General features: G+C 60.5%; 13 protein-coding genes. 12 read left to right on the top strand and 1 reads right to left on the bottom strand.

Annotated features, from left to right (window positions below; all coding sequences use genetic code 11):
• Positions 1-1332 (bottom strand): TRZ/ATZ family hydrolase, encoded by a 1332-nt coding sequence (locus tag KI237_RS21730; protein ID WP_212796998.1) that lies wholly within the window; start codon positions 1330-1332, stop codon positions 1-3.
• Between the two features lie 106 nt (positions 1333-1438).
• On the opposite strand from KI237_RS21730, the gene mtnA reads away from it, so the two are divergent.
• From mtnA to KI237_RS30615, 12 genes are all read left to right on the top strand, one after another.
• Positions 1439-2515, top strand: a complete 1077-nt coding sequence (mtnA, locus tag KI237_RS21725) for an S-methyl-5-thioribose-1-phosphate isomerase (protein WP_212796997.1) — start codon at positions 1439-1441, stop codon at positions 2513-2515.
• 446 nt (positions 2516-2961) lie between these two features.
• A complete protein-coding gene (gyrA, locus tag KI237_RS21720; protein ID WP_212796996.1) occupies positions 2962-5628 on the top strand; it encodes a DNA gyrase subunit A in 2667 nt (888 codons plus the stop codon).
• A 179-nt stretch (positions 5629-5807) separates the two neighbouring features.
• Entirely contained in the window at positions 5808-6893 is a 1086-nt protein-coding gene (serC, locus tag KI237_RS21715) for a 3-phosphoserine/phosphohydroxythreonine transaminase (RefSeq protein WP_212796995.1), read from the top strand.
• A complete protein-coding gene (gene pheA / locus KI237_RS21710) occupies positions 6893-7987 on the top strand; it encodes a prephenate dehydratase (protein WP_003199233.1) in 1095 nt (364 codons plus the stop codon). The genes serC and pheA overlap by 1 nt, the downstream gene beginning before the upstream one ends.
• 13 nt (positions 7988-8000) lie before the next feature.
• Complete coding sequence (gene hisC / locus KI237_RS21705; RefSeq protein WP_212796994.1) at positions 8001-9113, top strand: histidinol-phosphate transaminase; 1113 nt, start codon at positions 8001-8003, stop codon at positions 9111-9113.
• A 28-nt stretch (positions 9114-9141) separates the two neighbouring features.
• Positions 9142-11349, top strand: a complete 2208-nt coding sequence (locus KI237_RS21700) for a bifunctional prephenate dehydrogenase/3-phosphoshikimate 1-carboxyvinyltransferase (RefSeq protein ID WP_212800673.1) — start codon at positions 9142-9144, stop codon at positions 11347-11349.
• Positions 11346-12035, top strand: coding sequence for a (d)CMP kinase (cmk, locus tag KI237_RS21695; protein WP_003183882.1), 690 nt, complete (start codon positions 11346-11348; stop codon positions 12033-12035). Before KI237_RS21700 ends, cmk begins: the two co-directional genes overlap by 4 nt.
• Before the next feature lie 119 nt (positions 12036-12154).
• On the top strand, positions 12155-13846 hold the full coding sequence (gene rpsA / locus KI237_RS21690) for a 30S ribosomal protein S1 (protein WP_058543229.1): 1692 nt from the start codon (positions 12155-12157) through the stop codon (positions 13844-13846).
• Positions 13847-14045: 199 nt separating this feature from the next.
• Positions 14046-14324 (top strand): hypothetical protein, encoded by a 279-nt coding sequence (locus KI237_RS21685; RefSeq protein WP_212796993.1) that lies wholly within the window; start codon positions 14046-14048, stop codon positions 14322-14324.
• 145 nt (positions 14325-14469) lie between these two features.
• On the top strand, positions 14470-14766 hold the full coding sequence (gene ihfB, locus KI237_RS21680) for an integration host factor subunit beta (protein WP_011335356.1): 297 nt from the start codon (positions 14470-14472) through the stop codon (positions 14764-14766).
• Between the two features lie 20 nt (positions 14767-14786).
• Positions 14787-15011 (top strand): lipopolysaccharide assembly protein LapA domain-containing protein, encoded by a 225-nt coding sequence (locus tag KI237_RS21675; RefSeq protein WP_212796992.1) that lies wholly within the window; start codon positions 14787-14789, stop codon positions 15009-15011.
• 186 nt (positions 15012-15197) lie between these two features.
• Positions 15198-15386, top strand: coding sequence for a Wzz/FepE/Etk N-terminal domain-containing protein (locus tag KI237_RS30615; protein ID WP_249410657.1), 189 nt, complete (start codon positions 15198-15200; stop codon positions 15384-15386).
• Positions 15387-15896: the final 510 nt, after the last annotated feature.

Genomic DNA, 15896 nt, shown 5'->3' with positions numbered 1-15896 from the left:
TCATTCGTTGTGGCCGCTGATGCGGCGACCCCAGGCCTGGGCCGTGGCGATCAGTGTTGATTCGTCCATGCGGGTCAGCCGGCCATCCTCCAGTAACGGCTTGCCGCCCACCCACAGGTGTTTTACGCAATCGCGACCGGTGGCATAGATCAGCTGCGACACCGGGTCGTAGATCGGCTGCTGGGCCAGGCCCGACAGATCGAAGGCCACCAGGTCGGCGGCCTTGCCCACTTCCAGCGAGCCGACAGTCGCTTCAATGCCCAGCGCCCGGGCGCCGTTGAGCGTGGCCATGCGCAGCGCCCGATGGGCATCCAGGGCCGTGGCCGAACCGGCGACGGCCTTGGCCAGCAGGGCGGCGGTGCGGGTTTCTCCGAGCAGATCCAGGTCGTTGTTGCTCGCCGCGCCGTCGGTCCCGAGGGCGACATTGACGCCGGCCTGCCAAAGGCGCTCCACCGGGCAGAAACCGCTGGCCAGCTTCAGGTTCGATTCCGGGCAATGAATCACGCTGCAATTGCTTTCTACCAGCAAGGCCTGGTCTACGTCGCTGATTTGAGTCATGTGCACGGCCTGAAAGCGTGGCCCCAGCAGGCCAAGTCGTCCCAGGCGAGCCATTGGCCGCTCAGCGGTGTTATCCACAGCCTGCTGCACTTCGAAGGCGGTTTCGTGAACATGCATATGAATGGCCGCGTCCAATTCCTCGGCGATCACACGGATTTTCTCCAGGTTTTCGTCGCCCACGGTGTAGGGCGCGTGCGGACCGAATGCGACTTTGATCCGTGGGTGGTGCTTGAGGTCGCCAAACAACTCGATGCCCTGACGAATGGCTTCGTCGGCGCTGGCGGCGCCGGGGATCGGAAAATCGAGGATCGGAATCGCGATTTGCGCGCGAATGCCGCTGTCGTGGACACACTCGCTGGCGATCTTGGGGTAGAAATACATGTCGGAGAAGCAGGTGATGCCGCCCTTGATCTGCTCGGCGATTGCCAGGTCGGTGCCATCGCGCACGAAGTCTTCATCGACCCATTTGGCTTCCGCTGGCCAGATATGCTGTTCGAGCCAGGTCATCAAGGGCAGGTCGTCGGCCAGGCCGCGGAACAGGGTCATGGCTGCGTGGCCATGGGCGTTGATCAGGCCGGGGCTGAGCAGCATGCCGGGCAGCTCGCGGACCTGGGCGGCGTCACACTTGAGGGCTTCTGCCCGTGGGCCGATGAATACGATGCAGCCGTCGCGAATGCCCAGGCCATGATCCTTGAGCACTACACCGGCGGGTTCGACAGGCACCAACCAGGTCGGCAGCAATAATAAGTCGAGCGCAACGGCAGGCTTGGGCATCGTGGAACGGTTCCATGGGGTATAAAGGATGGCGAAGTATACCCGAGCGTCTTCGCGGAGGGATCGCTATAATCGGCGGCTTTTGTTCATGAGTACGGGGTGAAGGATGCGCGATCGACTATTGGCTGCGGAGAAGGTGAAGGCCATCGATTGGCGCGATGGCGTCCTGTACCTGCGAGACCTGCGTGTCTTGCCGTTCGAAGAAAACTGGATCGCCTGCACCCGAGCCGCCGATGTGGCCGAGGCCATCGGCTCAAGGGCGGTGCGCGGCGCGCCGGCCATCGGCATCAGCGCGGCTTATGGTGTCGTGCTGGCCGCGCGGGCCAGGATGGCCGAGGGCGGTGACTGGCAAGCGGCGCTGGAGTCTGATTTTGCCTTGCTGGCCGAGGCCCGGCCGACGGCGGCGAACCTCTTCTGGGCACTGGATCGGATGCGCGACCGGTTGGGGCGCCTGAAAGAGCACGCCGAGCCGCTGGCGGTACTTGAGGCCGAAGCCATCGCGATTCATGAAAGTGACCGCGAAGCCAACCTGACCATGGCCCAGCTCGGTGTCGACCTGATCCGCAAGCATCAGGGCAACGCCCAGGCCATCCTCACCCACGGCAACACCGGGGCCTTGGCGACCGGCGGCTTCGGCACGGCCCTGGGCGTCATCCGTGGCGCGTATATCGAAGGCATGGTGGAGCGCGTCTATGCCGACGAAACCCGTCCATCGCTGCAAGGCTCGCGCCTGACGGCGTGGGAGCTGGCCTGTGAAGGCATCCCGGTGACCCTCAACGCCGATGCCGCCGCTGCCCATATCATGAAGACGAAAGGTGTGACCTGGGTGATCGTCGGTGCCGATTGCATCGCCGCCAATGGCGATGTGGCGAACAAGATCGGTACCTATCAACTGGCGGTCTGTGCCATGCACCATGGCGTGCGCTTCATGGTCGTGGCGCCAAGCTCGACCATCGACATGAGCCTGGCCTGCGGTGATGACATCCCGATCGAGGAGCGCGATGGGCGCGAACTGCTGGAAATCGGTGGCAAGGGGCTCGGCGCGGAGGTGGACGCCTTCAACCCGATGTTCGATGTCACTCCGGCGGATTTGATCGACGTCATCGTCACGGAGAAGGGCATCATCGAGCGCCCGGACACTGCCAAGCTGGCGCAGTTGATGTGTCGCAAGCGGTTGCATTGAGACGGTGGTCGTCAGGCATATCGCTATCGCGAGCAGGCTCGCTCCCACATTGGACCGGTGTTGTGCCCTAAATCTTAGGCATACCAAAAATCCCTGTGGGAGCGAGCCTGCTCGCGATAGAGTCCCAATAGTCAACAAATACCTTGCATTTGTCCTTCAATTCTTCATCCGTAGCGCTTCTGAGCCCCTCTGGTCCCATATCAGCCTGTCACCGGTCAACTAACTACGCACCATGCGCATCTGGGGGATAGGTGCGTGGCGGCTCTTGTGATAACATCCGGCGGTTTCCAAGGCTGCCTCGCGAGGTGGCCTTTACTGCGCAGATCCATGGCATAACTCGTTGATTTGTCGTAAGTCGCTGCACGGCACTTGTTCTGCAGCGGCGAGCTTCGTTCGTCCCATCTGGATGTGACGAGGTTTCACCAGAAAAAGGAATCAGGCTTCTCATGGGCGAACTGGCCAAAGAAATCCTCCCGGTCAATATCGAAGACGAGCTGAAACAGTCCTACCTCGACTACGCAATGAGCGTAATCGTCGGGCGGGCGCTGCCGGATGCGCGCGATGGCTTGAAGCCCGTGCACCGGCGCGTGCTGTTCGCGATGAGCGAACTGGGCAACGACTTCAACAAGCCGTACAAGAAATCTGCCCGTGTCGTCGGCGACGTGATCGGTAAGTATCACCCCCACGGCGACACTGCCGTGTACGACACCATCGTTCGTATGGCGCAGCCATTCTCCTTGCGCTACCTGCTGGTAGACGGCCAGGGCAACTTCGGTTCCGTGGACGGCGACAACGCCGCGGCCATGCGATACACCGAAGTGCGCATGACCAAGCTGGCCCACGAACTACTGGCCGACTTGCACAAGGAAACCGTGGACTGGGTGCCGAACTACGACGGCACCGAAATGATCCCCGCGGTCATGCCGACCCGTATCCCGAACCTGCTGGTCAACGGTTCCAGCGGTATCGCCGTGGGCATGGCGACCAACATCCCGCCGCACAACCTCGGTGAAGTCATCGACGGTTGCCTGGCCCTCATCGACAATCCCGAACTGACGGTCGATGAGCTGATGCAATACATCCCTGGTCCGGACTTCCCGACGGCCGCGATCATCAACGGTCGCGCCGGTATCATCGAAGCCTACCGCACCGGCCGTGGTCGCATTTACATGCGCGCCCGCTCGACCATCGAAGACATCGACAAGGTCGGTGGTCGCCAGCAGATCGTCATCACCGAACTGCCTTACCAGCTGAACAAGGCCCGTTTGATCGAGAAGATCGCCGAGCTGGTGAAAGAGAAGAAGCTCGAAGGCATCACCGAGCTGCGCGACGAGTCCGACAAGGACGGCATGCGCGTCGTGATCGAGTTGCGTCGTGGCGAAGTGCCTGAGGTGATCCTCAACAACCTCTACGCCCAGACCCAGTTGCAAGCTGTATTCGGCATCAACATCGTCGCGCTGATCGATGGCCGTCCGCGGATCCTGAACCTCAAGGACCTGCTGGAAGCCTTCGTACGTCACCGTCGCGAAGTGGTCACCCGCCGTACCGTGTTCGAGCTGCGCAAGGCTCGCGAGCGTGGTCACATTCTCGAAGGCCAGGCCGTTGCCCTGTCGAACATCGACCCGGTGATCGCCTTGATCAAGGCTTCGCCAACGCCATCGGAAGCCAAGGAAGCGCTGATCAGCACCCCTTGGGAGTCCACCGCGGTGGTGGCAATGGTCGAGCGCGCTGGCGCCGACTCGTGCCGCCCGGAGAACCTCGACCCGCAGTATGGCCTGCGCGAAGGCAAGTACTTCCTGTCCCCGGAACAGGCGCAAGCCATCCTGGAGCTGCGCCTGCACCGCCTGACCGGCCTGGAGCACGAGAAGCTGCTGGCCGAGTATCAGGAAATCCTCAACCAGATCGGCGAGCTGATCCGCATCCTCAACAGCGCCACGCGCCTGATGGAAGTGATCCGCGAAGAGCTGGAAGTGATCCGCGCCGAGTACGGCGACGTGCGCCGCACCGAGATCCTCGATGCGCGCCTGGACCTGACCCTGGGTGACATGATCCCGGAAGAAGAGCGCGTGGTGACCATTTCCCACGGCGGCTACGCCAAGACCCAGCCGCTGGCCGCCTACCAGGCCCAGCGTCGCGGTGGCAAAGGCAAGTCGGCGACTGGCGTCAAGGACGAGGACTACATCGCTCACCTGCTGGTCGCCAACAGCCATACCACGCTGCTGCTGTTCTCCAGCAAAGGCAAGGTGTACTGGCTCAAGACCTACGAAATCCCGGAAGCGTCCCGTGCTGCACGTGGTCGTCCGCTAGTCAACCTGTTGCCGCTGGACGATGGTGAATACATCACCACCATGCTGCCGGTGGAGGAATACACCGAAGGTCACTACATCTTCATGGCGACCGCCAACGGCACCGTGAAGAAGACCCCGCTGGAATCCTTCAGTCGCCAGCGCAGCGTCGGCCTGATCGCCCTGGAACTGGACGAAGGCGACGTGCTGATTTCCGCCGCCATCACCGACGGCGAGCGTGAAGTCATGCTGTTCTCCGACGGTGGCAAGGTCACTCGCTTCAAGGAGTCCGACGTGCGCGCCATGGGCCGTACCGCCCGCGGTGTGCGCGGCATGCGCCTGCCGGAAGGCCAGAAGCTGATTTCCATGCTGATCCCCGAAGAAGGCAGCCAGATCCTCACCGCTTCGGCGCGTGGTTATGGCAAGCGCACCGCCATCAGCGAGTTCCCTGAGTACAAGCGTGGCGGCCAGGGTGTGATCGCCATGGTCAGCAACGACCGTAACGGTCGTCTGGTTGGCGCGGTCCAGGTGCTCGACGGCGAGGAGATCATGTTGATCTCCGACCAGGGCACCCTGGTACGTACGCGAGTCGCCGAAGTCTCCAGCCTGGGCCGTAATACCCAGGGTGTGACGCTGATCAAGCTGGCCAGCGACGAAACGCTGGTAGGGCTTGAGCGGGTGCAGGAGCCATCGGAAGTCGAAGGCGAGGAGCTGGAAGGCGAGGAAGGCGTTGCGTTCGACGGGACCCTGGGTGCCGATGCGGACGACCTCGCGGGTGACGAACCCTCGCTCGACGCTGCTGCAGACGAAGAAGAACCGCAGGACTAAGCGGGCACGCAAGGGGGCGGATGAAGATTCGCCCCCTTGTTGTTTAGGAACACGATTACCCTGTGGGAGCGAGCTTGCTTGCGATGACGGATACCGCCATCGCGAGCAAGCTCGCTCCCACAATGGGGCGTGTGTAGATCAAAGATGTATGTGACCACCAGATCAGAGCGAGATTGGATGTGAGCAAGAGAGCCTATAACTTCTGTGCCGGCCCGGCGGCGCTTCCTGAGGCGGTCCTGAAGCGTGCCCAGGGTGAACTTCTCGACTGGCACGGCAAGGGCCTGTCGGTCATGGAAATGAGTCATCGCAGCGATGAGTTCGTATCCATTGCCACCAAGGCCGAGCAGGACCTGCGTGATCTGCTGAACATCCCGTCCAACTACAAGGTGCTGTTCCTGCAGGGCGGCGCCAGCCAGCAGTTCGCCCAGATTCCGCTGAACCTGCTGCCCGAAAGCGGCAAGGCCGACTACATCGACACCGGTATCTGGTCGCAGAAAGCCATTGAAGAAGCTTCGCGCTACGGTCACGTCAACGTGGCTGCCACCGCCAAGCCCTACGACTATTTCGCGATTCCCGGCCAGAACGAATGGAACCTGTCCAAGGACGCGGCCTACGTTCACTACGCGCCGAACGAAACCATCGGCGGCCTGGAATTCAACTGGATCCCGGAAACCGGCGACGTGCCATTGGTGGCCGACATGTCCTCGGACATTCTCTCGCGCCCTGTGGATATCTCCCGTTTCGGCATGGTCTACGCCGGCGCCCAGAAAAACATCGGCCCTAGCGGCATCCTGGTCAACATCATCCGTGAAGACCTGCTGGGTCGCGCCCGTTCGCTGTGCCCGACGATGCTCAACTACAAGGTCGCGGCCGACAACGGCTCGATGTACAACACCCCGCCGACCTTGGCCTGGTACCTCTCCGGCCTGGTGTTCGAATGGCTGAAGGAGCAGGGCGGTGTCGAAGCCATCGGCAAGCTCAACGAGGTAAAGCAGCGCACGCTGTATGACTTCATCGACGCCAGCGGTCTCTACAGCAACCCGATCAACAAGACCGATCGTTCGTGGATGAACGTGCCGTTCCGCCTGGCCGACGACCGTCTGGACAAGCCGTTCCTGGCCGGTGCCGACGAGCGTGGGCTGCTGAACCTCAAGGGCCACCGTTCGGTCGGTGGCATGCGTGCCTCCATCTACAACGCCGTCGACATCAACGCCGTCAATGCGCTGATCGCCTACATGGCAGAGTTCGAGAAGGAACATGGCTGATGTCTGAGCAAGAACTCAAGGCGCTGCGCCTGCGCATCGATGCCCTGGACGAAAAGGTCCTGGAGCTGATCAGTGAGCGTGCGCGCTGCGCCCAGGAAGTCGCCCGGGTGAAGATGGCCTCCCTGGCCGAAGGCGAAGTGCCGGTGTTCTATCGTCCTGAGCGTGAAGCCCAGGTGCTCAAGCGCGTCATGGAACGCAACAAGGGGCCGCTGGGCAACGAAGAGATGGCGCGGTTGTTTCGCGAAATCATGTCGTCGTGCCTGGCGCTCGAACAGCCGCTGAAAGTCGCCTATCTGGGCCCGGAAGGCACCTTCACCCAGGCTGCCGCCATGAAGCACTTCGGTCACGCCGTGATCAGCAAACCGATGGCGGCCATCGACGAAGTCTTCCGTGAAGTAGCGGCCGGCGCGGTGAATTTCGGCGTGGTACCGGTGGAGAACTCCACCGAGGGTGCGGTCAACCACACGCTGGACAGCTTCCTCGAGCATGACATGGTGATCTGTGGCGAAGTCGAGCTGCGCATCCACCACCACCTGCTGGTCGGCGAGAACACCAAGACCGACAGCATCAGCCGAATCTATTCCCACGCCCAGTCGTTGGCCCAGTGCCGCAAGTGGCTGGATGCGCATTACCCGAATGTCGAGCGCGTCGCGGTATCGAGCAACGCCGAAGCGGCCAAGCGGGTCAAGGGTGAGTGGAACTCGGCGGCGATTGCTGGCGACATGGCGGCCGGCCTCTACGGGCTGACGCGCCTGGCCGAGAAAATCGAGGATCGCCCGGACAACTCCACGCGGTTTTTGATGATCGGCAGCCAGGAAGTACCGCCGACCGGCGACGACAAGACGTCGATCATCGTCTCCATGAGCAACAAGCCCGGTGCGCTCCATGAACTGCTGGTGCCGTTCCACGACAACGGTATCGACCTGACGCGGATCGAGACCCGTCCGTCGCGCAGCGGTAAATGGACCTACGTGTTCTTCATCGATTTCGTCGGCCACCACCGCGATCCGCTGGTAAAAGGTGTGCTGGAGAAAATCAGTCAGGAAGCAGTGGCACTCAAGGTGCTGGGTTCCTACCCCAAGGCAGTTCTTTAAGGGCGGATAGCAAATGAGTGGCAACTTCCTCGCTCTGGCTCAGCCAGGCGTGCAACAACTCTCGCCTTACGTTCCGGGCAAGCCCGTGGACGAACTGGCCCGCGAGCTGGACCTGGATCCGGCCAGCATCGTCAAGTTGGCGAGCAACGAAAACCCGTTGGGCGCGAGCCCCAAGGCACTGGCGGCGATCCGCGACGAACTGGCCGAGCTGACCCGTTACCCCGATGGCAATGGGTTTGCATTGAAAAGCCTGCTGGCCGAGCGCTGTGGTGTCGAGCTGAACCAAGTGACGCTGGGCAACGGCTCCAACGACATTCTTGAGTTGGTGGCGCGCGCGTACCTGGCACCCGGTCTCAATGCCGTGTTCAGCGAGCACGCGTTTGCGGTCTACCCGATCGCGACCCAGGCCGTAGGCGCGGATGCCCATGTGGTTCCGGCCAAGGACTGGGGGCATGACCTGCCGGCGATGCTGGCTGCCATCGACGCCAACACCCGGGTGGTCTTCATTGCCAACCCGAACAACCCGACCGGCACCTGGTTCGATGCCCAGGCCCTGGACGACTTCCTGCAAGACGTGCCCGCGCACGTGCTGGTGGTGTTGGACGAGGCCTACATCGAATACGCCGAAGGCAGCGATTTGCCCGATGGCCTGGATTTTCTCGCGGCCTACCCGAACCTGCTGGTTTCGCGCACGTTCTCCAAAGCCTACGGCCTGGCCTCGCTGCGGGTTGGCTACGGTTTGTCCACCGCCGTGGTGGCCGATGTGCTGAACCGCGTGCGCCAGCCGTTCAACGTCAACAGCTTCGCCCTGGCAGCCGCGTGTGCCGCCTTGCAGGATGAGGCCTACCTGGCTGAAAGCCGTCGCCTGAACGCGGCCGGCATGCAGCAGTTGGAAGCGGGGTTCCGCGAGCTGGGCTTGAGCTGGATTCCATCCAGGGGCAACTTCATCTGCGTCGATCTGGGGCGTGTCGCCGCGCCGGTGTACCAGGGGCTGTTGCGCGAAGGTGTGATCGTGCGTCCGGTAGCCAATTACGGCATGCCGAACCACCTGCGCATCACCATCGGCCTGCCAGCGGAAAACAGCCGTTTCCTCGAGGCGTTGGGCAAGGTTCTGGCTCGTGGTTGATGTCACTTCACTGCAACCTGCTGTCCCTATGATCGGTCGCCTGGTGGTGGTCGGCCTGGGGTTGATCGGCGGTTCGTTTGCCAAGGGCTTGCGTGAAAGCGGCCTGTGCCGCGAGGTGGTCGGTGTCGACCTGGATCCGCAGTCGCGCAAGCTGGCCGTGGAGTTGGGCGTGGTCGATCGCTGCGAGGAGGACCTGGCGATCGCTTGCCAGGGCGCGGACGTGATCCAGTTGGCGGTGCCGATCCTGGCCATGGAAAAACTGCTGGCGCGTTTGGCGGCCATGAACCTGGGGCAAGCGATCCTGACCGACGTCGGCAGCGCCAAGGGTAACGTCGTACGTGCGGCCACCGAGGCCTTCGGCGGGATGCCGGCGCGTTTCGTGCCCGGTCATCCGATTGCCGGTTCCGAGCAGAGCGGGGTGGAAGCCTCCAACGCCGAGCTGTTTCGTCGCCACAAAGTGATTCTCACGCCGCTGGACCAGACGGATCCAGCCGCGCTGGCGGTGGTGGACCGTTTGTGGCGCGAATTGGGCGCCGATGTCGAGCACATGCAGGTCGAGCGTCACGATGAAGTGTTGGCTGCCACCAGCCACTTGCCACACCTGTTGGCGTTTGGCCTGGTGGATTCGTTGGCTAAACGCAATGAAAATCTTGAGATCTTCCGTTACGCTGCCGGCGGTTTCCGCGATTTCACGAGAATCGCTGGAAGCGACCCGGTCATGTGGCACGACATCTTCCTCGCCAACCGCGAAGCTGTCTTGCGCACACTCGATACATTTCGCAGCGACCTCGACGCCTTGCGCGACGCGGTCGATGCAGGGGACGGGCACCAATTGCTGGGCGTTTTCACGCGCGCCAGGGTGGCCCGCGAGCATTTCAGTAAAATCCTGGCCCGTCGGGCCTATGTGGACGCTATGAATTCCAATGATCTGATTTTCCTGGCACAACCTGGTGGCTCCCTGAGCGGGCGTATTCGTGTACCGGGCGATAAATCGATTTCCCACCGTTCGATCATGCTCGGCTCCCTGGCCGAAGGCGTGACCGAGGTGGAAGGCTTCCTCGAGGGCGAAGACGCCCTGGCGACGCTGCAAGCGTTTCGCGACATGGGCGTGGTCATCGAAGGTCCGCACCACGGTCGCGTGACCATCCATGGTGTTGGCCTGCACGGCCTCAAGCCTGCCCCGGGGCCAATCTACCTGGGTAACTCCGGGACCTCGATGCGCCTGTTGTCCGGCCTGCTGGCTGCGCAGGACTTCGACAGCACCCTGACCGGTGACGCGTCGCTGTCCAAGCGCCCGATGAACCGTGTCGCCAACCCGTTGCGGGAAATGGGCGCGGTCATCGAGACGGCCGCCGAAGGTCGTCCGCCAATGGTCATCCGCGGTGGCAACAAGCTCAAGGGCCTGACCTACACCATGCCGATGGCCAGTGCCCAGGTGAAATCCTGCCTGCTGCTGGCCGGTCTCTACGCCGAAGGCAAGACCACCGTCACCGAGCCGGCCCCGACCCGCGACCATACCGAGCGCATGCTGCGCGGCTTCGGCTACCCGGTCACGGTCGATGGCGCCACGGCGTCCGTCGATTCTGGCAGCAAGCTGACCGCGACCCACATCGAAGTGCCGGGCGACATCTCGTCGTCGGCATTCTTCCTGGTGGCCGCCTCGATCGCCGAAGGCTCCGACCTGGTGCTCGAGCACGTCGGCATAAACCCGACCCGTACCGGCGTGATCGACATCCTGCGCCTGATGGGGGCTGACATCACTTTGGAAAACCAGCGTGAAGTCGGCGGCGAACCTGTGGCGGACCTGCGCGTACGAGCAGCTAAACTCAAGGGTATCGAGATTCCGGAGGCGCTGGTTCCGCTGGCCATCGACGAGTTCCCGGTACTGTTCGTGGCGGCCGCCTGTGCAGAAGGGCGCACCGTATTGACGGGCGCCGAAGAGCTGCGGGTCAAGGAATCGGATCGCATCCAGGTGATGGCTGATGGCTTGCTCGCCCTGGGCGTCAAGTGCCAGCCAACGCCGGACGGCATCATCATCGATGGCGGCCAGATCGGCGGCGGCGAAGTCCATGGTCACGGTGACCACCGTATCGCCATGGCCTTCAGTGTTGCGTCTTTGCGCGCCAGCGCGCCGATTCGCATCCATGATTGCGCCAACGTCGCGACGTCGTTCCCGAACTTCCTGGCGCTGTGCGCACAGGTTGGTATCCGAGTAGCGCAAGAGGCACAGTCGTGAACATCAAGGCACCGGTCATCACCATCGATGGCCCAAGCGGTTCGGGCAAGGGCACCGTCGCCGGGATCCTGGCCAGGCAACTGGGCTGGAACCTGCTCGACTCGGGTGCCTTGTACCGTCTGCTGGCGTTCGCTGCCGCCAACCATGGCGTCGACCTGACCAATGAAGAATTGCTCAAGGCGCTGGCTGCTCATCTGGACGTGCAATTCATTGCGGCGACCGACGGTCAGCTCCAGCGCATCATTCTGGAAGGTGACGAAGTCAGCGACGTCATTCGTACCGAAAGCGTCGGTGCCGGGGCCTCCCAGGTCGCCGCGCTGCCGGCGGTGCGCGAAGCCTTGCTGCAACGCCAGCGCGCATTCCAGGAGCCGCCGGGGCTGGTGGCGGACGGTCGCGACATGGGCACGGTGGTTTTTCCCGATGCGCCGCTGAAGATTTTCCTCACCGCCAGCGCCGAGGAACGGGCGCGTCGCCGATATTTGCAGTTGAAGGGCAAAGGCGAGGATGTTAGTCTGTCGAGTCTGCTAGATGAGATCCGTGCACGCGATGAGCGTGATACCCAGCGCGCAGTAGCCCCGCTAAAGCCGGCGGCCGACGCGATACAGCTGGATTCCACGGAGTTGTCCATCGATCAGGTGCTGCAACGCATCATGAGCGAGATCGCGCTTCGCGATATCGCCGGGTGACAGGAAGCTCCGCAGGGGACCAGTCATAGTCCTGCGGCGTTTCTTTTATATGAAACTAACCCACATCGTCTGGGGTGTGGAGATGGGCGTTTACTTCGCCCTAATCAACAGGAATTAAAATGAGCGAAAGCTTTGCGGAACTCTTTGAAGAAAGCTTGAAAACCCTGAACCTTCAGGCAGGCTCCATCATCACCGGCGTTATCGTTGATATCGATTACCAGGCTCGCTGGGTAACCGTTCACGCTGGTCTGAAGTCTGAAGCGCTGATCCCGCTTGAGCAGTTCTACAACGACGCTGGCGAACTGAACATCAACGTCGGTGACGAAGTTCACGTTGCGCTGGACTCGGTTGAAGATGGCTTTGGTGAAACCAAGCTGTCCCGTGAAAAAGCCAAGCGTGCTGAATGCTGGATCGTTCTGGAAGCGGCCTTCGCAGCTGAGGAAGTGGTCAAGGGCGTTATCAACGGTAAGGTTAAAGGCGGCTTCACTGTCGACGTTAACGGCATCCGTGCGTTCCTGCCAGGTTCCCTGGTTGACGTCCGTCCAGTGCGCGACACCACGCACCTGGAAGGCAAAGAGCTGGAATTCAAGGTCATCAAGCTGGACCAGAAGCGCAACAACGTTGTCGTTTCCCGTCGCAGTGTCCTGGAAGCCGAGAACTCCGCCGAGCGTGAAGCTCTGCTGGAATCGCTGCAGGAAGGCCAGCAGGTCAAAGGTATCGTCAAGAACCTCACCGATTACGGCGCATTCGTCGATCTGGGTGGCGTCGATGGCCTGCTGCACATCACCGACATGGCCTGGAAGCGTATCAAGCATCCTTCGGAAATCGTCAACGTTGGCGACGAGATCGATGTCAAGGTTCTGAAGTACGATCGCGAGCGCAATCGTGTTTCCCTGGGCCTCAAGCAACTGGGTGAAGATCCATGGGTCGCTATCAAAGCCCGTTACCCAGAAAGCACCCGCGTCACCGCTCGTGTTACCAACCTCACCGACTACGGCTGCTTCGCTGAGCTGGAAGAAGGCGTTGAAGGCCTGGTACACGTTTCCGAAATGGACTGGACCAACAAGAACATCCACCCTTCGAAAGTCGTACAAGTCGGCGACGAAGTGGAAGTCATGGTTCTGGACATCGACGAAGAGCGTCGTCGTATCTCCCTCGGCATCAAGCAGTGCAAGTCCAACCCATGGGAAGACTTCTCTGGCCAGTTCAACAAGGGCGATAAAATCTCCGGCACCATCAAGTCGATCACCGATTTCGGTATCTTCATTGGTCTGGACGGCGGCATCGACGGTCTGGTTCACCTGTCCGACATCTCCTGGAACGAAGTGGGCGAAGAAGCCGTACGCCGTTTCAAGAAGGGCGACGAGCTGGACACCGTTATCCTGTCGGTTGACCCAGAGCGCGAGCGCATCTCCCTGGGTATCAAGCAACTGGAAAGCGATCCGTTCTCCGAGTACGTTCAAGAGAACGACAAAGGCGCAATCGTTAAGGGCATCGTGAAAGAAGTTGACGCCAAAGGCGCCATCATCACCCTGGCCGACGATATCGAAGCAACTCTGAAAGCCTCCGAAATCAGCCGTGACCGCGTTGAAGACGCGCGCAACGTCCTGAAGGAAGGCGAAGAAGTAGAAGCCAAGATCATCAGCGTTGACCGCAAGAGCCGCGTAATCCAGCTCTCCATCAAGTCGAAAGACGATGCTGAAGAGAAAGAAGCAATCCAGAGCCTGCGCGACAAGCCAGCCGCTGACATTGCTGCTGGTCCTACCACTCTGGGCGACCTGCTGCGTGCACAAATGGAAAAACAGAACTGAGTTCTGTCAGACCATAGAAAAAGGGCGACTTCGGTCGCCCTTTTTTGTGGCTGCGATTTCTCCATGACTAAGCGTCACGTGGCTGAGGCTGCAATCTTCCGAGGCGTAGCGAAACCAACCGACCCATCGTGCTGTCTCTTTTATGAGGCAAATCAAATATATCCTGGGAAGTGCTCTGTCGACCTATCTAAGGATCTGAATGAACAAGCTCTTACTGGTCGCGATGGCTTTGATGCTGGCGGGGTGTGCTACCAGCTCCAAGACCCACGCAGTACGTGGTGTCAGTGGCATCGAGATCGATTGCTCGGGGCTGGGCTCCGGATGGGAGAAGTGCCAGAGGCGGGCCGCCAAGGAGTGCAAGGGCGCGGGTTACAAGGTGATAGCCCGGTCTGATGACGCGAAGGATCTGGATCAATACCCCTTTGGCTTCAATCCGGCGGGTTATGTAACTCGCACAATGCTGGTCATGTGCCGCTGATCGGCGGATTCTCTTTGCTCTGCACGGAAAAGGGGCGCTCACGGCGTGCAGAAGATATGTCAATAGCCGGGCTGTTCAAATTCTTCCGGGCATGCTAAAACCTTCGAAGCGATTTTCCTAGCTGCTTGAAAAAGAAGGGAAAAATATGACGAAGTCGGAGTTGATCGAACGAATTGTCACCCATCAAGGGCTACTCTCGTCCAAGGATGTAGAGCTGGCCATCAAGACAATGCTTGAACAAATGTCCCAGTGCCTGGCTACCGGAGATCGTATTGAAATTCGCGGCTTTGGCAGCTTTTCCCTGCATTATCGCGCGCCGCGGGTTGGGCGCAATCCTAAGACTGGGCAGTCGGTCAGCCTCGATGGTAAATTTGTCCCTCATTTCAAGCCGGGCAAGGAGCTCAGGGATCGGGTCAACGAGGAGGAGGAGGGTGAGCTTTGACGTGGGGCGGAGGGGAATAAATGCGGAACTTTAGGCGCTTGACGCTTGCCGTGGCTGCGCTGCTTGTGGCCTCGGCGATTGTCGTGTTCGTGTTGGAAAATGCTCAGCCTGCCACGCTGTTGTTCCTGGGCTGGTCTGCGCCACAGCTACCCGTTTCGGTTTACGTGCTCCTCGCACTACTCGCTGGCATGACGCTAGGGCCATTGCTCGCCTGGTTCACGGGAGTGCGTCGACGGTCGAAATAAGGGATGCGTGAGCCCGATAGTCTTGGTTAGGATCACTGTCTACGGTTTTTCTGACTTTGGGTACTTTTTTTCGTATTTAATATAAGTCAGTTTGGGGCTGTATCCGCCGGACCTTGCCTGTCTTGCGTTTTCATTTAGAGAGTTTCGTCTGCGAATGGGCGTCAAAAAAAGGGGGCGAGGCCCTGCATGCAAAATAACTCCATCAATACGCAGGGTGCCGATGAAGTTGACTTGATCGAGCTGGTGCGGGGAGTGTTGGCCCGGAAGTGGCTGATTATTGGCGTTGCCTTCCTGGTTTTTATCAGTGCTGCGGCCTTTGCGTTTCTTGGCAAACCTGTCTACGAAGTAAAACTTTTCATCATTCCTCCTACTTAGAACGGTAATGCTGAGTTGAACTATGGGCGTGGGAAAGGCACTGAGCTGGAACCCTAATCGATCTAATATGTATATGACGTATTCGCTCGGAATCTCCAAGGTGAGTCACTTCGTCAGAAGTTCTTCAATGAGATTTACCTTCTTTCACTTGGCGAATCCCAGCGTAAAGTACCGCTTGATCGTCGGTATGAGCGCTTCTCCCGGGAATTGGTGATAAGAGGGCCTGGCAAGGATGCGCCGGAGCGTTTTTCGATTACTGTCCAAGGTGACGATCCGGCTCGCGCTACGGCGTGGGCAAAGGCTCGCAGCGTGCCAGTGAAACCGCTGAGTCGGAATTGATTTAAAATTTCACTTCCGAGGCATCTGTAAGAGCTCGTAACCTGGAGCAACGCATTGTCAGCCTGCGCAAAACAGCACAGCGGGTGCGCGAAGACAGAATCCAGCAGCTTCGTGAGGCACTGAAGATTGCCAAGGCGATTGGCCTGACCACTCCGACGGTCAACTCTACAG

This window comes from Pseudomonas sp. St316 (genome assembly GCF_018325905.1).
Lineage (GTDB): Bacteria > Pseudomonadota > Gammaproteobacteria > Pseudomonadales > Pseudomonadaceae > Aquipseudomonas.
The sequence above is the reverse complement of the archived record's forward strand: the minus strand, read 5'-3'. Positions and strand labels throughout refer to the sequence as shown.

What these genes read in the sequence shown, in the direction of transcription:
- KI237_RS21730 (WP_212796998.1), bottom strand. Translation starts at nt 1,332, where the DNA reads ATGCCCAAGCCTGCCGTTGCGCTCGACTTATTATTGCTGCCGACCTGG.
- mtnA (WP_212796997.1), top strand. Translation starts at nt 1,439, where the DNA reads ATGCGCGATCGACTATTGGCTGCGGAGAAGGTGAAGGCCATCGATTGG.
- hisC (WP_212796994.1), top strand. Translation starts at nt 8,001, where the DNA reads ATGAGTGGCAACTTCCTCGCTCTGGCTCAGCCAGGCGTGCAACAACTC.
- KI237_RS21685 (WP_212796993.1), top strand. Translation starts at nt 14,046, where the DNA reads ATGAACAAGCTCTTACTGGTCGCGATGGCTTTGATGCTGGCGGGGTGT.
- KI237_RS30615 (WP_249410657.1), top strand. Translation starts at nt 15,198, where the DNA reads ATGCAAAATAACTCCATCAATACGCAGGGTGCCGATGAAGTTGACTTG.
- rpsA (WP_058543229.1), top strand. Translation starts at nt 12,155, where the DNA reads ATGAGCGAAAGCTTTGCGGAACTCTTTGAAGAAAGCTTGAAAACCCTG.
- pheA (WP_003199233.1), top strand. Translation starts at nt 6,893, where the DNA reads ATGTCTGAGCAAGAACTCAAGGCGCTGCGCCTGCGCATCGATGCCCTG.
- KI237_RS21675 (WP_212796992.1), top strand. Translation starts at nt 14,787, where the DNA reads ATGCGGAACTTTAGGCGCTTGACGCTTGCCGTGGCTGCGCTGCTTGTG.
- gyrA (WP_212796996.1), top strand. Translation starts at nt 2,962, where the DNA reads ATGGGCGAACTGGCCAAAGAAATCCTCCCGGTCAATATCGAAGACGAG.
- KI237_RS21700 (WP_212800673.1), top strand. Translation starts at nt 9,142, where the DNA reads ATGATCGGTCGCCTGGTGGTGGTCGGCCTGGGGTTGATCGGCGGTTCG.
- ihfB (WP_011335356.1), top strand. Translation starts at nt 14,470, where the DNA reads ATGACGAAGTCGGAGTTGATCGAACGAATTGTCACCCATCAAGGGCTA.